22 protein-coding genes are annotated in these 23,969 nt (G+C 62.4%); 8 read left to right on the top strand and 14 right to left on the bottom strand.

Annotated features, from left to right (window positions below; all coding sequences use genetic code 11):
* Positions 1-220: 220 nt before the first annotated feature.
* From BLU46_RS30050 to BLU46_RS30020, 7 genes are all read left to right on the top strand, one after another.
* Positions 221-577, top strand: a complete 357-nt coding sequence (locus tag BLU46_RS30050; RefSeq protein ID WP_093209152.1) for a hypothetical protein — start codon at positions 221-223, stop codon at positions 575-577.
* 208 nt (positions 578-785) lie between these two features.
* A complete protein-coding gene (locus BLU46_RS30045) occupies positions 786-1,745 on the top strand; it encodes an AAA family ATPase (protein ID WP_003218556.1) in 960 nt (319 codons plus the stop codon).
* A gap of 5 nt (positions 1,746-1,750) precedes the next feature.
* On the top strand, positions 1,751-2,683 hold the full coding sequence (locus tag BLU46_RS30040; RefSeq protein ID WP_003218540.1) for a DUF58 domain-containing protein: 933 nt from the start codon (positions 1,751-1,753) through the stop codon (positions 2,681-2,683).
* Positions 2,680-3,174, top strand: a complete 495-nt coding sequence (locus BLU46_RS30035; RefSeq protein WP_003218539.1) for a DUF4381 domain-containing protein — start codon at positions 2,680-2,682, stop codon at positions 3,172-3,174. Before BLU46_RS30040 ends, BLU46_RS30035 begins: the two co-directional genes overlap by 4 nt.
* The gene (locus BLU46_RS30030; RefSeq protein ID WP_063029404.1) at positions 3,167-4,255 is read left to right on the top strand and encodes a vWA domain-containing protein; all 1,089 of its coding nucleotides are present in this window, start codon (positions 3,167-3,169) and stop codon (positions 4,253-4,255) included. Before BLU46_RS30035 ends, BLU46_RS30030 begins: the two co-directional genes overlap by 8 nt.
* A complete protein-coding gene (locus BLU46_RS30025) occupies positions 4,252-5,994 on the top strand; it encodes a tetratricopeptide repeat protein (protein ID WP_093209148.1) in 1,743 nt (580 codons plus the stop codon). Before BLU46_RS30030 ends, BLU46_RS30025 begins: the two co-directional genes overlap by 4 nt.
* A complete protein-coding gene (locus BLU46_RS30020; RefSeq protein ID WP_093209145.1) occupies positions 5,991-7,631 on the top strand; it encodes a BatD family protein in 1,641 nt (546 codons plus the stop codon). Before BLU46_RS30025 ends, BLU46_RS30020 begins: the two co-directional genes overlap by 4 nt.
* Positions 7,632-7,804: 173 nt before the next feature.
* Here BLU46_RS30020 and BLU46_RS30015 read toward each other — a convergent pair whose 3' ends face one another.
* From BLU46_RS30015 to BLU46_RS29990, 6 genes are read right to left on the bottom strand one after another with little or no spacing between them, the layout of a single operon-like run.
* Entirely contained in the window at positions 7,805-9,547 is a 1,743-nt protein-coding gene (locus tag BLU46_RS30015) for an ABC transporter substrate-binding protein (protein ID WP_063029401.1), read from the bottom strand.
* Positions 9,548-9,582: 35 nt separating this feature from the next.
* Positions 9,583-9,855, bottom strand: a complete 273-nt coding sequence (locus tag BLU46_RS30010) for a DUF2160 domain-containing protein (RefSeq protein ID WP_010173082.1) — start codon at positions 9,853-9,855, stop codon at positions 9,583-9,585.
* A gap of 10 nt (positions 9,856-9,865) precedes the next feature.
* Complete coding sequence (locus tag BLU46_RS30005; protein ID WP_003218530.1) at positions 9,866-10,666, bottom strand: carbohydrate ABC transporter permease; 801 nt, start codon at positions 10,664-10,666, stop codon at positions 9,866-9,868.
* A gap of 10 nt (positions 10,667-10,676) precedes the next feature.
* Positions 10,677-11,543: a carbohydrate ABC transporter permease gene (locus tag BLU46_RS30000; protein ID WP_003218527.1), complete on the bottom strand. Its 867-nt coding sequence runs from the start codon at positions 11,541-11,543 to the stop codon at positions 10,677-10,679.
* The gene (locus tag BLU46_RS29995) at positions 11,540-12,637 is read right to left on the bottom strand and encodes an ABC transporter ATP-binding protein (protein WP_093209140.1); all 1,098 of its coding nucleotides are present in this window, start codon (positions 12,635-12,637) and stop codon (positions 11,540-11,542) included. Before BLU46_RS29995 ends, BLU46_RS30000 begins: the two co-directional genes overlap by 4 nt.
* Positions 12,637-13,731 (bottom strand): ABC transporter ATP-binding protein, encoded by a 1,095-nt coding sequence (locus tag BLU46_RS29990; RefSeq protein WP_003218524.1) that lies wholly within the window; start codon positions 13,729-13,731, stop codon positions 12,637-12,639. The genes BLU46_RS29995 and BLU46_RS29990 overlap by 1 nt, the downstream gene beginning before the upstream one ends.
* A gap of 237 nt (positions 13,732-13,968) precedes the next feature.
* Between BLU46_RS29990 and BLU46_RS29985 the strand changes: the two genes are divergently transcribed.
* Entirely contained in the window at positions 13,969-15,789 is a 1,821-nt protein-coding gene (locus BLU46_RS29985) for a sigma-54-dependent Fis family transcriptional regulator (RefSeq protein WP_093209136.1), read from the top strand.
* A 147-nt stretch (positions 15,790-15,936) separates the two neighbouring features.
* On the opposite strand, the gene BLU46_RS29980 is transcribed toward BLU46_RS29985, so the two are convergent.
* From BLU46_RS29980 to BLU46_RS29945, 8 genes are all read right to left on the bottom strand, one after another.
* Entirely contained in the window at positions 15,937-17,469 is a 1,533-nt protein-coding gene (locus BLU46_RS29980) for a sodium:solute symporter family protein (RefSeq protein WP_093209133.1), read from the bottom strand.
* Positions 17,466-17,720 carry a hypothetical protein gene (locus tag BLU46_RS29975; protein ID WP_017479920.1) on the bottom strand — a complete coding sequence of 85 codons (255 nt, stop codon included), beginning with the start codon at positions 17,718-17,720 and terminating at the stop codon, positions 17,466-17,468. Before BLU46_RS29975 ends, BLU46_RS29980 begins: the two co-directional genes overlap by 4 nt.
* 130 nt (positions 17,721-17,850) lie before the next feature.
* A complete protein-coding gene (locus BLU46_RS29970) occupies positions 17,851-18,786 on the bottom strand; it encodes a choline kinase family protein (protein WP_063029397.1) in 936 nt (311 codons plus the stop codon).
* A complete protein-coding gene (locus tag BLU46_RS29965) occupies positions 18,783-19,739 on the bottom strand; it encodes an aminoglycoside phosphotransferase family protein (protein ID WP_093209129.1) in 957 nt (318 codons plus the stop codon). Before BLU46_RS29965 ends, BLU46_RS29970 begins: the two co-directional genes overlap by 4 nt.
* Before the next feature lie 8 nt (positions 19,740-19,747).
* Positions 19,748-21,028, bottom strand: a complete 1,281-nt coding sequence (locus tag BLU46_RS29960; RefSeq protein WP_093209125.1) for a M20 family metallo-hydrolase — start codon at positions 21,026-21,028, stop codon at positions 19,748-19,750.
* The gene (locus BLU46_RS29955) at positions 21,006-21,764 is read right to left on the bottom strand and encodes a DeoR/GlpR family DNA-binding transcription regulator (RefSeq protein WP_063029391.1); all 759 of its coding nucleotides are present in this window, start codon (positions 21,762-21,764) and stop codon (positions 21,006-21,008) included. Before BLU46_RS29955 ends, BLU46_RS29960 begins: the two co-directional genes overlap by 23 nt.
* A gap of 213 nt (positions 21,765-21,977) precedes the next feature.
* Entirely contained in the window at positions 21,978-23,408 is a 1,431-nt protein-coding gene (locus tag BLU46_RS29950; protein ID WP_172834560.1) for an amidase, read from the bottom strand.
* Between the two features lie 119 nt (positions 23,409-23,527).
* Complete coding sequence (locus tag BLU46_RS29945; RefSeq protein ID WP_063029387.1) at positions 23,528-23,965, bottom strand: DUF3995 domain-containing protein; 438 nt, start codon at positions 23,963-23,965, stop codon at positions 23,528-23,530.
* Positions 23,966-23,969 lie beyond the last annotated feature (4 nt).

Here is a 23,969-nt window from a genome sequence, read left to right as displayed (position 1 = left end):
CTGCTTGCGACGCTGCGACATATTCGGTCATCGGCACGCTGCTGGCGGGTTGCGACTTGGGCAACCGGGTGTTTTTCAGAGAAATCCCGGGGCGCCGAGTATCGGAAATGACTGATGTAGCCCGCCAGGTCATGCCAAAAGGTCTGACACACGATGCAGCACAAAATTCGCCGCAATGGCACAATTGCCCTGCTTCGCCCTCCCCCAGACAGGATTAACCATGCCATTGCAACTCACCACCGCCCACCTGATCGTCAACCCGTGCGATGACGAAGAAGACAACATGGCCATGCTCTGCTGCCACGGCGACAAGGGCGAGATGTTCATGGTGACCCGTTATCCGGATGAGGACGAGGTGGAGATCACCTGGGATTACGAGCCGTCGACCCTGGACGGGTTGAAGATCACCCTGAGTGCCACGACGTTGCTCGTGGAGATTGGCGCAGCGGATGCCGATGCGTTGGGCGGCAGCGATCATCTGGAAATCAGCCACGGCACCGCAGAGTCGGACCTGGCCGAAGTGGAAGAAACCTTGCAGAACATTCTCAAGGGCACCGGGACCTATATCCGGGCCTAGCTGCCAAACCCGCACAATGTGGCGAGGGAGCTTGCTCCCTCACCACAAAGGCAGGCGTCTATCGGAAAAAACCTCGGAAATTTCCCACATTTCCCAAAAAATACCCCCCGCGCCGTTAGTCGCCACCCCCTCCGATGCATTAAAGTAACGCCCCCAGGCCTGGCATTTTTCGCAATGCCCAGTCTCACCCCTCCAGGAACCGTCATCGATGGAACATCGTGAAGCGCTGCTTGCGCTGCGAACCTTTCTTTCAACGCAGATTCTCGGCCAGGAAAAACTCATCGAGCGCTTGCTCATTGCCCTGCTCGCCGATGGCCATATGCTGGTTGAAGGCGCTCCCGGCCTGGCCAAGACCAAGGCTATCAAGGAGCTTGCCGAAGGGATCGAGGCACAGTTCCATCGCATCCAGTTCACCCCCGACCTGCTGCCCGCCGACATCACCGGCACCGAGATCTATCGCCCGGAAACCGGCAGTTTCGTGTTCCAGCAAGGTCCGATCTTCCACAACCTGGTGCTGGCGGACGAAATCAACCGGGCCCCGGCCAAGGTGCAGTCGGCATTGCTCGAAGCCATGGCCGAGCGCCAGGTCAGCGTGGGGCGCAGCACTTACGAGTTGTCGCCGTTGTTCCTGGTGATGGCCACGCAAAACCCCATCGAGCAGGAAGGCACCTACCCGCTGCCTGAAGCCCAGCTCGACCGGTTCCTGATGCACGTGAAAATCGGCTTCCCGGACGCCGCTGTCGAGCGCCGCATCCTGCAGCAGGCCCGTGGCGAAGCGCTAAACGGCGAGACCAAGCCCGAGCGCCGGGTCAGCCAGCAGGCGATTTTCGCCGCGCGCAAGGAAATCCTCGGCCTGTACATGGCTGACGCGGTGGAGGAATACCTGGTGCAACTGGTGATGGCCACCCGCACCCCGGCCAAGTTCGACCCGGAAATGGCCGAGTGGATTGCCTATGGCGCCAGCCCCCGCGGCTCGATTGCCCTGGACCGCTGCGCCCGGGCCCACGCCTGGTTGGCCGGTCGCGATTTCGTCAGCCCGGAAGACATCCAGGCGGTGCTGTTCGACGTGCTGCGTCACCGCATCATCCTGTCGTTCGAAGCTGAAGCCGCCGGCATCGACCAGGACCGCGTGGTGCAACGCATTCTCGACGTCGTTGCCGTCGCTTGACGCCCATGAACGCTGGCGATGGAACCCGTGTCACCTTGAGCGAATTGATCGAGATGCGCCATCGCGTCCGAGAAGTGCAGTTGTTTTCCACGCCGAGCCAGCGCAGCCCGCTGATCGGCCTGCACCACTCGAAACTGCGCGGGCGCGGGGTCGACTTCGATCAGGTGCGGGTCTACCAGGCCGGCGACGATGTACGTACCATCGACTGGCGCGTCACCGCACGCACCCAGGAGCCCCACACCAAACTGTTCCATGAAGAGCGCGAACGACCGATCTTCATCATGGTGGAGCAAAGCTGCCGGCTGTTTTTCGGCTCGGGGCAGATGTTCAAGTCGGTGCTGGCGGCCCAGGCGGCGAGCCTGATCGGCTGGGCGGCACTGGGCCATAACGACCGGGTCGGCGGACTGGTGTTCGGCGACAGCGAGCACTACGAAATCAAACCCCGGCGCAGCAAGCAAAGCCTGCTGCAACTGCTCAACCGTCTGGTACGGGTCAACCAGAGCCTCAATACCGAGCGCCGCCCGGAAGCCGACGCCCTCGGCATGGCCTTGCGCCGTGCCCGGGAAGTATTGCGCCCGGGCAGCCTGGTCATTGTGATCTGCGACGAGCGCGCCCTGACTGAAGGCGCCGAGCAACAGCTGAGCCTGTTGTCGCGGCATTGCGACCTGCTGCTGTTGCCGGTGTCCGACCCGCTGGACCACGCCCTGCCCGCCGCCGGGCTGCTGCGCTTCGCCGAGCGCGGCGCCCAGCTGGAACTGGACACCCTGAATTTCGACCTGCGCCAAGCCTACAAAGCCCAGGCCGAAGCCCGCAGCGCACGCTGGGAATTGCTCGCGCAAAAGCTGCGGGTGCTGTTGATGCCCTTGAGTACCCAGGGTGAAATGGTCGAGCAACTGCGCGAATACCTGAACCCGCAACGCCCGGTTAAAAAGCAATGAGCAGCCTCGACCAACTGCAACCCCTGATCGCCCCGCCCGTGATCGGCTTCTGGCCGCCGGCGCCGGGCTGGTGGCTGTTGCTGCTGATCATCCCGCTGGCGGGTTGGGGCCTGTGGTGGCTGCGCCGCTTCCTGCCGGCCAAGCGCCCGCTGGCCCGTGCCGAGCAGCCCCTGGACCCGCTGCGCATCGCCGCCCTCGCCGAACTGGCCCTGATGCCCAAGCCGTACGACGGCGCGCCGGCCGGTGCCTGGCTGCAACAACTCAACGGCCTGCTCAAACGCCTGTGCCGCAATGACTACCCCTACAGCCAGAGCCACACCCTCAACGGCCGCAAGTGGCTGGCGTTCCTCGACAACCGCTGCCCCGCTGCCGGACTGACCCGCTGGATGGTGCTGGTGGAAGGCGCCTACAAGCCCGAATGCAAACTCGACGACAAGGCCATCGCCGGGCTGACCCAAGCGGTCGACACCTGGATTCGCAAACATGTTTGAGTTCGCCTGGCCGTGGATCTTTGCCCTGTTGCCACTGCCGTGGTTGCTGCGCCTCATCCTGCCGGTGGCCGACAGTGGCGAACCGGCGCTGAAAGTCAGCTTCCTCAGCGACCTCGAAGGCCTGGCCCGCCGCCGCGCGCGGGTCAACCTGCCGGGATGGCGCCAGCAAGCGCCGTTCGTGTTCCTGTGGCTGCTGCTGTTGACCGCCGCCGCACGCCCGGAATGGCTGGGCGAGCCGCTGCCCATTGCTGCCAGCGGCCGTGATTTGCTGGTGGCCGTGGACGTCTCTGGCTCGATGGACTTCCCCGATATGCAGTGGCAAGACGAAGACGTCAGTCGCCTGAGCCTGGTCAAGCACCTGCTGGGGGATTTCCTGGAAGGCCGCGAAGGTGACCGCGTGGGACTTATCCTGTTCGGCAGCCAGGCTTATCTGCAAGCACCGCTGACCTTTGACCGACGCACCGTACGCACCTGGCTGGATGAAGCACGAATCGGCATCGCCGGCAAAAACACCGCGATTGGCGACGCCATCGGCCTGGCCCTCAAGCGCCTGCGCCAGCGTCCGGCCCAAAGCCGGGTGCTGATCCTGGTCACCGACGGCGCCAACAATGCCGGCGAAATCGACCCGCTGACCGCCGCCCGCCTGGCCGCCGAAGAAGGCGTGAAAATCTACCCGATCGGCATCGGCGCAGACCCCGAGGAAACCGGTTCCCTGGGCGTCCTCGGCGTCAACCCAAGCCTGGATCTTGACGAACCGGCCCTCAAGGCCATCGCCGAGGCCACCGGCGGCCGCTACTTCCGCGCCCGCGACGGCAACGAACTGCTAAAGGTCAAGGAAACCCTCGACCAGCTTGAGCCCGTGGCCCAGCAACCGACTCAGGCGCGCCCCGCCCAGGCGTTGTACAGCGCGCCGCTGGCCTTGGCGCTGATCCTCAGCATGCTGCTGGTGATCCAGGAACGCTGGCCCGATAACGCCTTGCAACGGCTGTTCAACAAACTGTCCAGCAAGGGCCGTTTCCTGCAACCCAATCCTGAATGGCGCGAACGCCTGAAACGCCTGCGTTTGCGGAGGCGTCGATGATCGCCTTGTGGCCGCACTGGTTCCGCCCCTGGTGGCTGTTGCTGTTGCCGCTGCTCGGCTGGTTGCTGTGGCAGTTGTGGCACCGCCAGAAACGCGCCGGGCGCTGGCAGATGATTCTGCCTCCGGCGTTCCATGCCGCCTTGCTCAGCGGTGGCAGTGGCCGCGAAAGCAAATCACCGTGGGTGGTGCTCGGCATCGCCTGGCTGCTAGCCGTGCTGGCGTTGCTCGGCCCGAGCTGGCAGCGCGTCGAGCAGCCCAGTCAGAAACCCTCCGACCCACTGGTGGTGTTGCTGGAACTGACCCCGGAAATGCTCGCCACCGACAGCCCGCCCAGCCGTCTCGAACAGGCGCGGCGCAAGCTGTTCGACTTGCTCCAGGCCCGCAGCGATGCGCAGACCGCCATCGTGGTCTACGCCGGCAGCGCCCACACGCTGGTGCCGCTGTCCGACGACCTGGCCACCAGCCATAACCTGCTGGAAGCCCTGCGCCCCTCGATCATGCCCGAGCCCGGCCACCGCGCAGACCTGGCGGTGGAAAAAGCCCTGAGTCTGCTCAAGCATGGCGGCCTCGGCCAGGGCCGACTGCTGCTGATCGGCTCGTCGCTGTCCAAGCAGGAGCGCCAGGGCATTCGCCTGCAGTTGCAAAGCAACCAGGCGCCGAGCTTGTCGATCCTCGGCATCGGCAGCCGTGAAGGCACCCCGGTGACCCAGGAAAGCGGCGAATTCCTCAAGGACGCCCAAGGCGCAATTCTCGTACCGCGTCTCGACAGCCCGACCCTCAAGGCCTTCGCCAGCGAAATGGGCGGCCTCTACCGCCAGGCACGCCTGGACGACAAGGACCTGCGCCACCTCGGGATGCTGGACGGCCCGCAAAGCCTGCGCAATGACGGCCAACTGCTGCACCTCGACACCTGGGCCGATCAGGGTTACTGGCTGCTCTTGCCGCTGTTGCTGCTGGCCGCCTGCGCCGGGCGCCGTGGCTGGCTGTTCTTCTTGCCGCTGCTGCTGTTGGGCGCGCCGCAGCCCAGCTATGCCTTCGACTTCCAGGACCTGTGGTTGCGCCCCGACCAACAGGGCCAACTGCTGCTGAAGAAAAAACGCCCGGCCGAAGCGGCCGAACATTTCGAAGACCCGCAATGGCAAGGCGTCGCACTGTATGAAGCGGGCAACTATGCCGAAGCCGCCAAACGGTTTGCCGAGGGCAGCGACGCCTATTCCCACTACAATCGAGGCAATGCCCTGGCCAAAAGCGGCGAGCTGGAAGCGGCGATCGACGCCTACGAACAAGCCCTCGAAGCCCAGCCCGACTTGCAGCCGGCGCTGAAGAACAAAGCGCTGGTGGAAAGCCTGATGCAGCAGGAACCGGAAAAAACCGAGCCGGCCAAACCGGCAAAAAACGAGGATGACGAAACCACGCAACCCGGCCAGACTGCGCAACCGGGCGCCAGCAGCCAGACCGCCACCGGTGGCGAGCAGACGTCCCAAGGCCAGGGCCAGCCCGGCGCGACCGACACGCAAACCGGGGCCACGCCCCACACCGGCAGCAACGAGGTCCCCGGCAGCGAGTTGGGTGATGAGCAAACCACCACCCCGCCCCTGCGCCCCGCAAACGGCAACATTGAAGACGAACAGCGCCAGGCCCTGGAACAATGGCTGCGGCAGATCCCGGACAACCCCGGCGAGCTGCTGCGACGCAAATTCTGGTACGAACAGCAACAACATCAGGACAAGACTCGATGAACCGCTGCACCGCCCTTCTTCTCACCCTCGCGTTGTGGGCCAGCCAGGCCCAGGCAGCCGGCCTGGTGGCCAGTGTCGACCGCAGCCGCATCAATTCCGGGGAGACGGTGGAACTGACGGTGGAGTCCAACGACGTCACACTGTTCGGCAAACCGGACCTGGCGCCCCTGGACCCGCTGTTTGAAGTGAGCGGCACACGCCAGATCAACCAGCTCACCACCCTGGGCGGCGACAACCACGCCACCACCCGCTGGATCATCACCCTGCTGCCCAAAGAGAACGGCACCGTGGTGATTCCGCCCTTGCAGATCGGCGAACTCAAGACCCAGCCGATCACCCTGCAAGTGGTGGAGACCGTCAGCCAGAACACCGAGGCCCAACTGGCCCCGGTGTTCATCGAAACCAACCTCGACCAGGACAGTGTCTACGTCCAGGCCCAGGCGCTGCTGACCGTGCGCGTCTACCACTCGGTGTCGCTGTACGACGACAGCAGCCTCACGCCGTTGCAGGTGGACGATACACGCATCGAACAATTGGGCGAATCGCGCACCTACGAGAAAGTCATCAACGGCATACGCCATGGCGTGATCGAAACCCGCTATGCGATCTACCCGCAGCACAGCGGCACGTTGACTATTCCGGCGCAGACATTCAGCGCCACCCTGGTGGAGCCGCGGCCCGCCCAGGACAACAACCCCCAAGGCTCCAAACCCGGCAAACTGATCCACGTCAGCTCGCCGGAGCTGTCCCTGACGGTCAAGGCCAAGCCGGCAATGTACCCGGCCGACGCTCCCTGGCTGCCGGCACGCAGCCTGACGCTGATGGAAAGCTGGAACCCCGAGCCCGATCACGTACAGGTCGGCGACTCCCTGACCCGCAGCCTGACCTTGAAAGCCGAAGGCCTGGCCGGCGCGCAACTGCCGCCGCTGGCGCTGAGCGACATCCCGGGCCTGCGCCGCTATCCGGACCAGCCAGTGCTGAGCAACCAGAACAACGACCGTGGCCTGATCGGCAGTCGCGAAGATCGCGAAGCCCTGGTGCCCAACCGTGTCGGCGCACTGGAATTACCAGCGGTGGAAGTGGTGTGGTGGAACACCCACGAAGACCACTTGGAACGCACCAGCCTGCCGGCGCGCACCCTGCAAGTGGCGACCAATCCGAGCCTGATCGTGGACACGCCGGCCAGCCCAACGGTGATCACCGCGCCGGACAATGACAGCCTGTGGATCTGGCAACTGACCAGCCTGATCCTGGCCTGCACCACCCTGCTGGGCTTCGGTTTGTGGTGGCGTGCACGCTGGCAGCCGGCGATTTTGCGCGCCGCGCAAACCGGCCCGAGCCCGCGTACCTTGCTGGACGACCTCAAGCGGGCAAGCCAGGCCAATGACCCGCAGGCCACGCGTCAGGCACTGGATGCCTGGGCGCGACAGCAGCCGGAAACCCTGGCGGACATGGCCGCGCGGTTTGTGCCGCTGTCAGATGCGTTGGACGGGTTGAACGGCGCGCTGTACAGCGAGAGCGGGCAGTATTGGCAGGGTGAGGAATTGTGGCGGGCGGTGAAGGCGATTCCGATGGCGGAGCGTGAGCAGGACCCTGCGGGGGATAGCACCAGCTTGCCGCCGCTGTATCCCAAGTAGCCCCCCCTTTTACAAACACCCTAAAACCAAAGTTGGAACCGGGCTTATGTGGGAGCTGGCTTGCCTGCGATGGCATCACCGCGGTCTGACTGACAGACCGAGGTGCCTGCATCGCGGGCAAGCCCGGCTCCCACACAAACCGGGTTCCCACCTTTTGATCTGCTGCGTCGGGGTTACTTGCGCGCCGCCTCCCACGACTTCAGCAACTCGTTATAACTGACGGTTTCGCCCTGTGGCTTCTCATTCGCCAACTTAGGCTTCGGCGCACCCGGCTGGTCAAACCAGTATTGCGCGTCCCGTTCCTCGTTCATTTTCGGCCCGCAAATCGGCTGCACCTTGGAGCGTTCCAGGCGCGTCATGATCGCGTCCTGATCCTTGGCCAAGCCATCCAGCGCCTGCTGCGGCGTCTTCTCTCCGCTGGCCGCTTCCGAAATATGGCTCCACCACAATTGCGCCAACCGTGGATAGTCCGGCACGTTGGTGCCGGTCGGGGTCCACTCCACGCGGGCCGGGCTGCGGTAGAACTCCACCAACCCGCCGAGTTTCGGCGCCAGGTCGGTCATGGCCTGGGAGTTGATGTCGGACTCACGAATCGGTGTCAGGCCCACGATGGTTTTCTTCAGCGACACGGTTTTCGAGGTCACGAACTGCGCGTACAGCCAAGCCGCCAGCTTCTGCTTCTCGGGCGTCGACTTGAGGAAGGTCCAGGAACCCACGTCCTGATACCCCTTCTTCATGCCCTTTTCCCAATAAGGCCCGACGGGTGATGGCGCCATGCGCCACTTCGGCGTGCCATCGGCGTTCACCACCGGCAGGCCCGGCTTGGTCATGTCGGCGGTAAACGCGGTGTACCAGAAGATCTGCTGGGCGATGTTGCCCTGGGACGGCACGGGGCCGGACTCGGAGAAGGTCATGCCCGCCGCTTCCGGTGGCGCGTAGGCCTTCATCCAGTCCACGTATTTCTGCGTGGCAAAGACCGCCGCCGGGCCGTTGGTGTCGCCCCCACGGGTCACACTGGAGCCCACCGGATGGCAGTCCTCCACGCGAATGCCCCACTCGTCCACCGGCAAGCCGTTGGGCAGGCCTTTGTCGCCGCCACCGGCCATGGAGAACCAGGCATCGGTGAAACGCCAGCCCAGGGACGGGTCTTTCTTGCCGTAGTCCATGTGCCCGTAGACGCGTTTGCCGTCGATTTCCTTGACGTCTTCGCTGAAGAATTTGGCGATGTCTTCATAGGCTGACCAGTTCACCGGCACGCCCAGTTCATAGCCGTATTTTTCCTTGAACTTGGCTTTCAGGTCCGCCCGCTCAAACCAGTCGGCGCGGAACCAGTACAGGTTGGCGAACTGCTGGTCGGGCAATTGGTAGATCTTGCCGTCCGGCGCGGTGGTGAACGAGAGACCGATGAAGTCCTTGATGTCCAGGGTCGGCGAAGTGAAGTTCTTGCCTTCGTTGGCCATCAGGTCGGTGATGGATTCTGTCTTGCCGTAGCGAAAGTGCGTACCGATCAAGTCGGAATCGTTGACCCAACCGTCATAGATATTCTTGTCGGACTGCATCTGGGTTTGCAGCTTCTCCACCACGTCGCCTTCCTGCAGCAGGTCGTGGGTCAGCTTGATCCCGGTAATTTCGCTGAAGGCCTTGGCCAGCACCTTGGACTCGTATTCGTGGGTGGTGAGGGTTTCCGACACCACGTTGATCTTCATCCCACGAAACGGCTCCGCGGCCTTGATAAACCACTTCAGCTCTTCGAGTTGCTGGGCTTCGGTGAGGGTCGACGGTTTGAACTCACTGCCGATCCATTTTTTCGCAGCGTCTTCATAAGCATCCGCCCAGGCCGCAGCACTGAGCCCGCTGAGCGCCAGCACGGCCGCCAATGAAATGCTATGTCGCAGCTTATTGTTTTTATCGAACATAGAGACCTCCTGGTTTTGGGGTTCAAAAGGGGCAGCTAGCCCCAACGCATCACAGACAACAGCCACACCAGAGACAGCGCGGACGCCACCCAGATGCTCCAGCCGGTTACGCCGATCACCAACAAATGAAGGTAGGCGCTGCCGAGAAGACCGATAAACAAGCGATCACCACGGGTGGTGCTGATCGGTAACAAACCACGCCGGGGGATACTCGGCGAACGCAATTCCCAGGTCGTCATGCCCACCAGCAGCAGGCCGATCGCGGCAAAGAACAGTGCAGTCGGGGTGGTCCAGGCCATCCATTCCATCATCGACTCCTCAGACCCGGCCCAGGGCAAAGCCCTTGGCCACGTGGTTGCGAACAAACCAGATCACCAGCATGCCCGGCAGGATGGTCAACACCCCCGCCGCCGCCAGTACGCCCCAGTCGATGCCGGAGGCCGACACCGTCCGGGTCATCACCGCCGCAATCGGCTTGGCGTTCACCGAGGTCAGCGTGCGCGCCAGCAAGAGTTCGACCCATGAAAACATGAAGCAGAAAAATGCGGTGACGCCGATCCCCGAGCCAATCAGCGGGATGAAGATCTTCACGAAAAACTTCGGGAAGCTGTACCCATCGATGTAGGCCGTTTCGTCGATCTCCTTGGGTACACCGGACATGAAGCCTTCGAGAATCCACACCGCCAGCGGCACGTTGAACAGGCAATGGGCCAGGGCCACCGCGATGTGCGTATCGAACAAGCCAATGGAGGAATACAGCTGAAAAAACGGCAGCAAAAACACCGCTGGTGGCGCCATGCGGTTGGTCAGCAGCCAGAAGAACAGGTGCTTGTCGCCGAGAAAGCGGTAGCGCGAAAACGCGTAGGCCGCCGGCAGCGCCACACTCAGGGAAATCACCGTGTTGAGGCTGACGTAGTACAGCGAGTTGAGGTAGCCGGTGTACCAGCTCGGGTCAGTGAAAATCACCTTGTAGTTGGCAAAGGTAAAGTCCTGGGGAAACAGGGTCAGGCCGCCGAGGATTTCGGTGTTGCTCTTGAAGGACATGTTCAGCAGCCAGTAGATCGGCACCAGCAGGAACAGGATGTAGACCAGCAGCGGGATCAGCTTGCGCTTGCTCATGTTGGCGGCCTCAGCGGTTGGCGTCGGAGTGGGTCATGGCGGTGTAGAACAGCCAGGACACCAACAGGATGATCAGGAAGTACACCAGGGAGAACGCCGCCGCCGGGCCCAGGTCGAATTGGCCTACGGCCATCTGGGTAAGCGTCTGACTGAGGAAGGTGGTGGCATTCCCCGGCCCGCCGCCCGTCAGCACAAACGGCTCGGTGTAGATCATGAAACTGTCCATGAAGCGCAGCATCACCGCGATCAGCAGCACGCTTTTCAGCTTTGGCAGCTGGATATGTCGGAATACCGCCCAACTTGACGCCCGATCAATCCGCGCCGCCTGGTAGTACACATCCGGGATCGCCCGCAGCCCCGAGAAACACAGCAGCGCCACCAGGGACGTCCAGTGCCACACGTCCATCACCAGCACCGTGACCCAGGCGTCCATGGTGTTGGCGGCGTAGTTGTAGCTGATGCCCATCGCGTTGAGCGTGGAACCCATCAGGCCAATGTCGGCACGCCCAAAGATCTGCCAGATGGTACCGACCACGTTCCATGGGATCAGCAGTGGAATCGCCATCACGATCAATACCAGCGACGACCAGCGGCCCTTGGTGGGCATGGTCAGGGCGATGGCGATGCCCAGCGGAATCTCGATCAACAGCACACAGGCGGAGTAGATGAACTGACGCAGCAGCGAGTCATGCAGGCGTGGGTCCAGCAGCACCTGTTTGTACCAGTCAGCGCCGACGAAGTAGCGACTGGATTGGTCGAAGATGTCCTGCACCGAGTAGTTGACCACGGTCATCATCGGGATCACCGCGCTGAAGGCCACCAGCAGGAACACCGGCAATACCAGCCACCAGGCCTTGTTGTTTTGCACCTTGTTCATGGCTGCACCTCCAGCAAGTAGTCGTCGGCATACACCATCAGCCACTGCCCCGGAAAGCTGATGGACGCCTGGCCCTCGGGCACTGGTTTGTCTTCGGCCAGGCGCACTTTCAACGGGGCGCCGTCGAGGTTGAGGGTCATGATCTTGTAGGTGCCGAGGTCTTCGACATGGGTGACTTGCGCCTGTAGCGCGTCGGGATTGTGCTCATCCCACACATGGATAAATTCCGGGCGGATGCCGACCTGCAGCTTCTTGTAGGGGGTTTCGCCAATGCGCTGCTGTAACGCCTCGGACAACGCCAGGTGTGTCCCGGCAAAGCGCACACCGCCCGCCTCTGCCTGCACCTCAATCAGATTCATCCCAGGGCTGCCGATGAAATAGCCAACAAAGGTGTGACTGGGCCGCTCGAACAACTCCCGGGGCGTGCCGAACTGCACGATCTGCCCGCCGTACATCACCGCGATCTTGTCGGCGAAGGTCGAGGCTTCCAGTTGGTCATGGGTCACGTAGACCATGGTGATATTGAACTGCTCGTGGATCTGCTTGAGCTTGCGCCGCAGCTTCCACTTCAGGTGCGGGTCGATCACCGTCAGCGGTTCGTCGAACAGGATCGCCGAAACGTCATCCCGCACCAGCCCGCGGCCCATGGAGACTTTCTGTTTTTCATCGGCGGTGAGATTGCGGGCTTTTTTACCCAGCAGGTTCTGCAGGTCGAGCACCTCGGCAATTTCCTGCACCTTGCTGTGAATCTTCGCCTCGGCCATGCCCTGGTTTCGCAAGGGAAAGGCCAGGTTATCGAACACGGTCATGGTGTCGTACACCACAGGGAACTGGAACACCTGGGCGATGTTGCGTTTTTCCGGGGTCAACTCGTTGACCACCTTGGTGTCGAACAGCACCTGGCCTTCGGACGGGCTGAGCAGGCCGGAGATGATGTTGAGCAAGGTCGACTTGCCGCAGCCCGACGGCCCGAGCAAGGCATAGGCGCCACCCTGCTCCCAGACGTGGTTCATCTCGCGAATCGCGTAGTCCTCGGGGCCGTTTGGCTTGGAGCTGTAGCTGTGGGCCAGGTTCTGCAAATGGATCTCGGCCATCAGGCAACCCTCGCGACACGTCGGCCGGGGGCCTGAACCAAACGTCCCTGGCCATCGAACACAAACAATTTGTGGGTAGGGATATAGATGCGGATCGGCGCGTCGACGTCGTACTCGTGCACCCCGGGCAAGTGCAGCACCAGCAGGAAGTGTTCGCTGCGCACGTGCAGGAAGGTTTCCGAGCCGCTGATCTCGGCGACTTCCACGGTCACTGCCAGCTCCAGGTCATCGTCGTTGCTCGGTACCAGGCTGATATGGCTGGGACGCACGCCAAAGCGAAACTCGCCTTCACCGATGGGTCGCAAGTCGACGTTCAGCGGGAAGTGCACGAAGTTGGCGAAGCTCACTTCATTGCCGCTGATACGCCCGGGCATCAGGTTGATCGGCGGCTCGGAAAACAGCTCGGCCGCCAGCACGGTTTGCGGCTGGTGATAGACCTCGGCCGCCTTGCCGCTCTGGATCACCCGGCCCTCATGCAGAATCGTGGTGGTGCCGCCCAGGGCCAAGGCTTCGTTGGGTTCGGTGGTGGCGTAGATCGCGATGGTGTGGCGCGCCTTGAACAGCTCACGCATTTCCTGGCGCAGTTCTTCCCGCAGTTTGTAGTCCAGGTTCACCAGGGGTTCATCGAACAGAATCAGCTCGGCGTCCTTGACCAGCGCCCGGGCCATGGCGGTGCGTTGCTGCTGGCCGCCGGAGAGTTCCAGGGGGTGACGCTGGAGGAATTTCTCGATGCGCAGCATTTTTGCGGTTTCAAGGACTTTGCTCTGGATCTGCTCGGCAGAGACTCCGGCCTGGCGCAGCGGCGAGGCGATGTTCTCGAACACAGTCATGGTCGGGTAGTTGATGAACTGCTGATAGACCATCGACACATTGCGCAGGCGCACCGGCTTCTGGGTGACGTCCACGCCATTCATCAGGATGCGCCCGCTGTCGGGCTTGTCCAGGCCGGCCATCAGGCGCATCAGGCTGGTCTTGCCGGACAGGGTACGGCCCAGCAATACATTGAAGGAACCGGCTTCGAAACGCAGGTTGGCGTCGTCGATCCAGGTTTGGCCTTCGACAACGCGAGTGACGTGCTCCAGGGTCAATGACATGACACGACCTTTTTATTATTGGAATGGTTCTGGCAAGAGCACAGAGCGAGTTCCGTGCCAACAACCCAAAACCCAGGCCGGTCAACGGGTTAGACAAAAAGGCGATGGGCCCCTGAACAGAAATGAACAGGTCAACCTGAACAACTGAACAACCGCCGGGTTGACAATGAACAGTTCTGAACAACACTGAACGGGCCTTCCGCACCCCAGAACAACAATAAAGCAAGGGTCACCGCCATGAGCACACCGCTGGCGCACGATGCCATCATCCAGGACTCCTGGCGCCGCTGCCGGGCCTATGGCCTGGATCACCAGAGCACGCCGAGCTTCGACCAACTGCCCGCAGACGGCGTCAGCCAATTGCTCGAAAGCCAGCATTCCCTCGTGCAGACCACCCACCAGGAAGTGCTGCCCTACTACGAAAACATTCTCAGCAATTCCAACTGCCTGATCATGCTTGCCGACAACCAGGGCCAGGTGCTGACTTCGTGGGGCACCCAACGTTTTATCGAACCCAAGCTGGCCCATGGTTTCAGCGCCGGCGCCAGCTGGATGGAGCGTTCCAGCGGCACCAACGCCATCGGCACCGCCCTGGCCTGTGCCCAGGCAGTGCATATCGAACACGACGAACACTTCCTCAAGGCCAACCGTTTCATGACCGGCTCGGCAGCGCCGATCTTCGATGCGCAGCGGGAAATCATCGCGGTGCTGGATGTGTCCAGCGACAGCTACCTGCCGCCCTCCCACACCCTGGGCATGGTCAAGATGATGAGCCAGACCGTCGAGAACCGGCTGATCCTCAACCTGTTTCGCGGTGAGCATTTCCAGCTGACGTTCAATACCGGGTTGAACAATCTCGACAGCCAATGGGCCGGGCTGCTGATTTTTGATGAAAGCGGCCAGGTACTGTCGGCCAATCGCCGGGCTGACAACCTGCTGGGCATCAGCCTGTCGCGGGTGTTGATCGACAGCCTGTTCAAGGTGTCGCTGCTGGAACTGCTCAACCAGCCCGAAGGCCTGCCCTTCTCGCTGCAAGCCGCCGGGCGCAACCGTTTCCAATGCCTGCTGAAACGGCCGAAACAGGCGCCAGTGCAGGCTCGCGTGTTTGTGGAAACGAAAAAGCCCAGCGAATCCGGCCCCACGGCCATCAGTCTCAAGACCCTGCACTTCGGCGATGCCCGCGTGGAAAAGGCCGTGCGTCAGGCCGAGCGCCTGCTGGAAAAGGACATTCCGTTGCTGATCCATGGCGAAACCGGCGTCGGCAAGGAAGTGTTCGTCAAAGCCCTGCACCAGGCCAGTTCCCGCAGCCAACAAGCATTTATCGCCGTCAACTGCGCAGCGATCCCCGCCGAACTGGTGGAGTCGGAACTGTTCGGCTACGAAAAAGGCGCGTTCACCGGCGCCAACCAGAAAGGCAGTATCGGGCTGATCCGCAAGGCAGATAAAGGCACGCTGTTCCTCGACGAGATCGGCGACATGCCGCTGCCGACCCAGGCCCGGCTGTTGCGGGTGTTGCAGGAACGCTGTGTTCAGCCTGTAGGCAGCAGCGAGTTGTACCCGGTGGATTTGCGGATCATCTCCGCCACCAACCGCTCGCTGCGCGAACAGGTACAGCTCGGGCGTTTTCGCGAAGACCTGTATTACCGAATCGGTGGCCTGACCCTGGAGCTGCCGCCGCTACGGGAGCGCACGGATAAACAGGCGTTGTTCAAGCAGCTGTGGCAACAGCATCGCGAGCCGACGCAGTGGGCCGGATTGAGTAACGAGGTACTGGCCTTGTTTGAACAGCATCCGTGGCCGGGCAATCTACGCCAGGTGAGCAGCGTGTTGCAGGTGGCGCTGGCCATGGCGGAAGAGCTGCCGATTCGGGTGGAACATTTGCCGGATGATTTTTTTGTGGATTTGAATGGGCTGGTGCCAGAGCCAGCCGGTGAGAAGCTGGACGACAGCATGGACCTTGCCCAGCGGTTGAAGGCGGCGGGCGGTAATATTTCTCACCTGGCCAGGGAGCTCGGCGTCAGCCGCAATACCCTGTACAAGCGACTGCGGCAAAACTAGGACTCTGATCAGGAACACGGTTAAAACTGTGGGAGCTGGCTTGCCTGCGATAGCGGAGTGTCAGTCAACATCTCTGCCACTGATACATCGCTATCGCAGGCAAGCCAGCTCCCACAGTTGATCTTCATTGGTTTTTGAGAGGTGGGCTCAGTTCAGGACCGGCGTCGCCCCCATCGGCACTTTACGACCCGGCGCCGCCATCTCAAACAACTGCTCCACCCGCGCACTCTCCTCCGCGCTCGGCTTGATCGCCAGTGCACACGCCACAAAAATCCCCGCATTGACCACCAACCCGACGATCCCGCTGGTCAACGACCCCAGCCCGGGAATGTCGTCCGGGTACATCGTCGTCAGCACGATCGCCACCACAATCCCCGCTAGCATCCCGGCAATCGCGCCTTCCTTGTTGCCGCGGCGGCTGAAGATCCCGAAGAACAGCGGCACCGCCAACTGGATAATCCCCTGGTAGGAAATCTGCGCCAGCAATTGCAGCCGCGCGTAATCAAAGGTCAGGTACGCCAGCACCGAGGCGGCGACGATAAACACCACCATCCCGGACTTGGCCAGCAGCGTCAGTTGCCGGTCGGTACGCGGAGTGTTCCAGGTGGCCAGGTCGTTGGCGAACTGAGTGCCGCATACCTGCACGCAGCCGTCGACGTGGCCGATGCTCGCCGCCAGTACGATGACGATGGCCAGCGCCAGCATCCACGGCCCGCCGATGTCGAACAGTGACAGGAACCAGCCTTGTTGCGGGTGCGCGATGACGTTCGGGTCCTGGCTGATGGCCGCGGCAAACAGCATCAGAATCCCGTAGAAACCACCCACCAGCAGGATCGTGTACAGCGTGCCTTTCTTCACCGCCTTCACACCGCTGGCGGTGTAGATGCGCTGGAAGCTCATGGGCCAGCACATCGAGCCGATCACCCCGGTGAAGATCAGGCTGAACATATACAGCGGGCCATAGCCGGTGCCGCTGGCGCCGGGAATCAGCAACATCTTGGCCGGCAGGTGCGACAGGTTGGAGAACGACGCCTGATCGCCGAACAGCAGGAACACACACAGCACCGCACACACGACATAGGCGATCAGGCCCTGGAACATATCGGTCATGATCAGCCCGCGCATGCCCATGCTCACGGTCCAGTACTGGCGCACCAGCACTACCACTACGCCGGCGATCAGGCAGGTGGTGACGCCCCAGCGGCCGAAGCTGGCGAACTGGAACAGCATCGCCAAGGCCTGGATGCCCATCACCACCCACGGGAACACCGAGATGATGCCGATGATCGAGGCGACGCGCTTGACCACCGGGCTGTTGAAGCGCATGCCGAGCAAGTCCGGCTGGGTGCGCAGGTTGAAACGCTGGCCCCATGTCCAGGCGCGGCGGGCCATCAGGTACATCGCCGTCACGCCAAGGGTGGCGTAGACCATGCCGTAGAAGCCCAGGGCGCCGCCGATGGTCAGGGCGAAAAACGCGGTAAAGGTCGAGCCCGGCCACCAGGAGTTGGTGTAACACATGGCGATGTACCACGGCCCATAGGAGCGCCCGCCTACGGCGTAGTCGGAAAAACTCGTGCTCTCGCGGTTGGTGGCGTACAGCACGGCGATCATCCCGGCCAGAAACAGGCCGATAACGCCGAAGGTGATAAAGAGGTGGGCATCGCTGGTGGTGCTGATCATTGCGCATCCCCCTCTTCGGGAATTTCGCCGGCCTTCAGCTCGGCGACGTACAACGCCCACAGGCCAAGGCCTGCGAGGACGGCAATGGCGATCCAGTAGAAGATCGGCAACGGAATGCCCAGTACCAACGCGGTACTGCCGCTCACGCTCAAATAGAACGGCGGGAATAAGGCGAGCATCAGCAACAGGAAAAAGTACACACCGAAAATTTGGCTTTTCAGGCGTCCGGGTGGCGCGTTATCGGATTTCATGAGTCGGGTGCTCCTTGAATTTGTGGATCGTTTTTTTGTGTGATCAAACAAAAATCAAGCAGTGAAAACGCAGGCACCAATCAGCGCCCAAGTGACTTCATTCAATGCATTATTGTTGTACGGCGCAGGCTCAAGCCTGTCTTAGCCAGGTTTCCCATTGCGAATCGTTGATGATGCTGCGGGCACGCATGTGCTTCCAGGTGCCGTATTTGTAGAAGTCGAAATCCAGCTGCGACACCGCGTGCTGCACCATCGCCCAGGTCGACCATTTGATATCCGCCAGGGCCTTGTGCAATTTGATGCGTGCCAGGTTCTGCGGAGTAACCTGGCCGAAGTAGTCTTCGATCAGGGCCAGCTCCATTTCATCGGTGAAAAACATTTCGCCGAACCACAGCGCCAGTTCGTAATGCCGGTCGTTGTTGGAGGCGTATTCAAAATCCACCAGGCGAATCTGCCGACGGTCGTTGAGCATGAAATTACCCGCCAGGGTGTCGTTCATGCACGGCGCCAAATCCATGCCGGAGGCTTGCAGCACGCCCCGGGCGCGGTCGCATTGGCGGCGCAGCCACGCGTCGTCGGCGGGCTTGCAGCCGTTGAGTTGCTCCACCTGGCGCTGGTGCTCGGCGATCATGTCGAACACGGTTTTGGTCTGCACCAACGGCGGCTGGTCGTTGAAGGCCTTGAGGGCGTGCAGCGCGTTATGACGCACGTCGCGGTCGAGGAAGTCATGGTTGGAGGAGGCACGCCAGCCTTCCATGAACTCGAAGACTTCCACGCCAAACTCTTCAAGAAAGGCAAACACCGGCGCGCCATAGCCGGTTTGCGCGGCCTTGAGGCTGGCGTCGTGGGCCGTGCGACGGTCAATAAACATCTCGGTGCCCACCCCCGGCACCTTGAAGAAATACGCGGTGTCGACCCCGGCCACTTCCACCCGCCAGTTGGTGTTGGAAATCCCGCCGCTGACCGGTTCATAACGAATGCCGCTGCCGCCCCAACTGGCAACCCCGCGCACCGCCGCTTCCAGCTGACACTCTTGTGGCGTACACGCCTCACCTAACGCTTTCATGCCTGCCCCTCCTGTACCTGACGTAGCCAACCTTCAAACCGTGGGTCTTGCAGACTCTGGCGGCAACGCAACAGCGTCCATTGCCCAACCTTGGAGAACTCCAACGGCCGCGCCGAGGTGGCGCCGACCCAGAGGCCCCACAGGGTCCAGTACCAATCGTTGATCAAGGCGTACAAGCGACAGCGGGCATAATCGCCTTCACGGCATTCGCCGGCCCAGGCATGGATGCCTTCGCGCCAATCGCTTTCAAAGACATACAGCTCGTTGAGGCTGATGGCCACGTCGTACCAGGGATCGCCGCAGCCAGCGTAGTCGAAGTCGATCAGTTGCAAGGCGCCGTCGGGGCCGATCATCACGTTGCTCGCCACGCCGTCGCCGTGCAGCGGTACCGAGTCGCTGGCGCTCAATTGCAAGGAGGTCCAGGCCAGGTCAATGCAGGTGCTGATCCAGGCGTGGTCAATAGGCAGGGCCACGCTGTAGCGCACGCACAGCTCGCGCAGGTGCTGGATATCTTGCAGCGGCGAGCGGGTGAAGCCCGGCGAGGTGCCGGCGTGCAGTTGTTTCTTCAGGGCCCAGAGCGCTTGCAGACGCTGGGGCTGCATCAATTCGTCGAGGCGTGCCCAGCGCCATTCGTTGGCGGGCAAGGCATCCAGCAGTAACACGCCGGCCGCCGCATCCACCAGGCGCACGCCGGGCGTCACGTCGCAATCCGCCGCCAGTTGGGTGGCGCGGGCGGTGCGTTCGATGTCGATCAGCGCGCGCATGTCGTCATGCAAGACTTTGGCGTAACACCGCCCCCATGGCGCGGTGACGGTATAGCCGGTCCACTCGGTGGCCAGCCGCACCGGCGAGGCAATCCCGGCGGCGCCCTCTTCGATCACCACATGGGCGGACAAACCGGCGGCCTCCAGGGCGCCCAGCAGCCGTGACTTTGCTTGCAAACGACTCGACATGGCAGACCTCAGCGGTAGGCGTTGGGGGTGGAACAGGCGCGGTGCAACAACGCGGTCAGCATGTGCAAACCGTTGCGCATGTCCTCCTCGGTGGTGAACTCCGCTTCGTTATGGGACACGCCATTGCTGCTTGGGATAAACAGCAGGCACACCGGGTAATGCCGGCTCAGGCTGATGGCGTCGTGGCCTGAGACGGTGACGCTGTTGCCGATGGGCAAGCCCAGTTGCTGGCCAACACTGTAGGCCAGTTCGGAAAAGCCGTGGTGCAGGTGGGTCGGTTCACGCAGTGCGCGACTTTCGATGCTGTAGTCCGTAGACGTGGCGCTGGCGGTGGCCTTGAGACTGGCGTCCAGGCGCTCACCGGCGGCGGCCAGCAACTCCGTGTCCGGGGAGCGGTACTCGACGTGCAGCGTTACACGGGAGGGCACCACGTTGGGGGAATTGGGGTAAATCTCCAGGCGCCCCACCGAGCTGTGCAGTTGTGCCCCGTGCAGGTCGGCTTCGGCCCGCACAGCGGTGATCGCGTGGGCGGCGGCCAGCAAGGCATCCTTGCGCGCGGTCATGGGCGTAGGGCCAGTGTGGTTCTGTTCGCCGATAAAACGAATCCGTTGCTTGAGGGCCGCCCAGGTGTCGCGGACCACACCGATGGCCAGGCCGTCGCGCTCAAGGCCGTCACCTTGTTCGACGTGGATCTCCACGTAACCGGCAACGTTCAGTTCCACCCGGCCCTCCCCCAGATAACCGATCTGTTGCAGCGCATGCTTGAGGCTGATGCCGTCGCCATCGCGGCAGGCCCAGGCGTCTTGCAGCGACAGGTCGCCGGTAAACACGCTACTGCCGATCAGGCTGGGCTGGAAGCGCGCGCCCTCCTCGTTGGTCCAGTTCACCACCGCCAGGTTGCACGCCGGCACTTCGCCGCGCTCGCGCAACTGCCGGGCAACGCTGGCCACCGCGACCGCGCCAGCCAACACACCGTAGACGCCATCAAAACGCCCGGCGCTCGGCTGGCTGTCCAGGTGCGAGCCACACAGCACGTAGGGCGCGTCTGGGTTAAAGGTCATCAAACCGAACAGGTTACCCACTGCATCCACGCGCACTTCAAAGCCGCGTTCGGCCAGCCAGGCCGCGAACAAGTCGCGCACAGCGCCGTCTTCGGCCGAGGCCGCCAGGCGATGCAGCCCACCGGCCTGAGTCGCGCCGATGGCTGAGGTATCGCGGAACAGCGCCTCGAAGGTTGCAAGGTCCTGTTCACTGGGCGACAGCAACTCAGGGGTAAAGGACGTCGACATGGGCTTGCTCCAGGCGGGTCGCAAAATCGCCGGACGGCGCACGATTGGTGACCAGGGTCGTGACGGCGCTGAACGGCAGCGTATTGATAAAGGTGCGGTGGCCGAACTTGGCGTCGTCGGCCAGGATCACGCTGCGCAGGCTGTGTTTGGTCAGCTCTCGGCGCAGCAGCGCCTCGGGTTCCTGGTAGTCCATGAACCCCAGCTCCAGGTCGACAGCGCCGATGCCCATGAAGGCAATGTCGTAGTGGAACTGTCGGACGAATTCCAGGGTGTGGGCGCCAATCAGCGCGTTGTCGTTGCGGCGTACATCGCCAGGCACCACCAGCACCTGGTTGGCGCTTTGTTCGGTGATCAGGCGGGCGATGTCCAGGGAGTTGGTGACGATGCGCAACTGGCTGAACCCAATCAGTTGCTGGGCCAGGGCCAAGGTCGAGGTGCCGGTGTCGAGAAACAGCACCATGCCTTCGCTCACCAGCTTCGCCGCGCACACCGCGATGCGCGTCTTGGCCTGGGGCTTGATGCGGCTGCGCACTTGCAGCGGCTGTTCTTCGTTGAGCCGCGGCAGGATCGCGCCACCGTGGATACGCCGCAGCTTGCCGGCTTCTTCCAGGTACTTGAAGTCGCGGCGGATGGTTTCTTCGGAGACGAACAGCGTCTGCGCAAGGTCCGACGCCTTGACGCGCTGGTGTTGGGTGAGCAGGAGCATGATTTCGTCGAGACGTGGCTGGTTGAGCATAAAAGAGGTATTCCAGGGCAGGTTCAGGCGGGCGGTATTGCGCGACCCACGGCGAGACGCGGCGCAAGCCGGTCCAGCAGGGAGCATAGAGCGTAATACGGCCATGGACAGGGTCACGGGGTACCTCTCACTCATCAGGGTGTGAAAGGGCAGGACAACACAAAGCGTTTATCACGGGCGGGCTTCTGTTGAGCTCACTCCGGGTGCAATCAATCAGGGATTCAGCATCGGGGGAAGGTGCTGATCCCACGGGGCGATGGCTTCCACGGCTGCGCAGAATTGCAGCACCTGGGCATCGGCAAAACGCCGGCCGATCACCTGCAAGCCAATCGGCAAACCGCACGGGCTAAAGCCACAGGGCAGGCTGGCGGCGGGGTTGCCGGTGATATTGAACGGGTAGGTAAACGGCGTCCAGCGTGCCCAGGGCACTGCGCCCTCCTCCCCTGGCCAGCCCTCGGGGGCAACCCGGTCGGCGGCGAACGGCAGAATCGGCATCGTCGGCATCAGCAACACGTCGTAGTCGTTAAACAACGCGTGTACCTGATTGGCGAACAGTGCACGTTGTTGCACGGCCTTGAGGTAGGCCGCCAAGTCGTAATCGGCGGAACGTTTGATCAGTGCGGCGAAGCCTGGGTCCAGTTGGTCGAGGCGATCGGCCAGGGATTTGCCGTAGGCGATCCCGCGCCCGCCAACCCACAGGGTTTCGAAGGTGGCCAGCGGGTCTTGCCAGTCCAGGGTCAGGGTGGTGACCGTAGCCGGCAGCTCGTCGGCGAGGTAATGCACCGCCGCTTCCACGGTAGCGGCAATGACCGGGTCCACGGGCGTCTCGAACAAGGTCGGGCAGTACGCCACACGCAAAGGACCCAACGGCTGGTCGCAGCGCGACAGGTAGGACTCGGTCGGCGCGGGCAAAGCCTGGTGATCCAATGGGTCGGGCCCAGAGAGGATATCGAAGAGCAACGCACTGTCGCGCACGGTGCGGGTGATCGGGCCAGCGTGGCTGAGCATCTCAGTGGCGGACCAGGGCCAGGTGGGGATGCGCCCGAGGGAGCCTTTAAGGGCGAATGCACCGCAGAAGGCACCGGGGATACGCACCGAACCGCCGCCATCGGAGCCCAGCGTAGCCGGGACCATACGTGCCGCCACGGCGATGGCCGAGCCGGAGCTGGAGCCGCCGCTGGTGAGTTGTGGGTTCCACGGGTTGCGGCCGTTGCCGAAGACCCGGGAGGTGCTGGCGCCGGTCCAGCCGAATTCGGTGGTAGCGGTCTTGCCGAGGATGATCGCGCCGGCCTCTTTGAGGCGGCGGATGATCGGGGCGTCTTGTGTGGGGACGTTGTCCAGGCCGGTGAGCGAACCGCGAGTGGTGCGCAGGTTGGCGGTGGAGAACAGGTCTTTGATGCCGAAGGGGATGCCGTGGAGCGGACCGCGAAACTGGTTGGCCTGTGCTTCGGCGGTCAGGATTTTCGCCTGCTCCAGCGCGGATTCGGTGTAGACGTCGCCAAAGGCATTCAATGTGGAATTGTGGGTTTTGATGGCTTCGAGGCTTTGCTCGACCAATTGCACGGGGGTGAGTGTGCCTTGGCGGATACGGTCGGCCGCGTCTAGCACGCTGGGCATAAAGGACGACGAGGCATCTGTGTTCATTGAGTATCCTGGGACGTCTACGAAAAGTCCATGGGTACGTCAATAAACGCCTCGCGGTGGGCGAGTGTCAAGTTGGATTTGTTGCTTATGTGGTTTTTGTGGTTTTATTTTTTAGCCTGTCAACTCCACGCTACCACCAACAACCCCGCCCCCAACACCAGACACAGCGGCGAGTAAAAAAACGTATCCAGCCGCGCAAACCGCGACCCGCCGACCTTCTTGAAAAAACCCACCAGCTCCGAATCCCCAATCGCCCGGGCAAACATCACCAGTGCCACTGCACTGATCCCCCACTGCAACGCATGGTTGGGCACCGGCTCGAAATACAGCCCGGCCCGCAGACACACCAACACCGCAATCGCCACCAACCCCACGCCCACCAACAGCGTCCCCAGTGCCGACGGCTTGAACGCGGGCCGTGGGCCGCTGGCGAACTCACCCGGCAGCTGCGGAATGGCTGCGGTAACGCCCAATTTGCCACCGGCTGCCCAGTACAAATGCACCAGGCTGATGAAGCCAAAAACCCCGACAATCCATCGCGCGACAAAAAAGCTCATGGCT

This window comes from Pseudomonas yamanorum (assembly GCF_900105735.1).
GTDB classification, from domain to species: Bacteria; Pseudomonadota; Gammaproteobacteria; order Pseudomonadales; family Pseudomonadaceae; genus Aquipseudomonas; species Aquipseudomonas yamanorum.
Note: the sequence above shows the minus strand (reverse complement) of the source record. Positions and strands in the feature narration are given on the sequence as shown.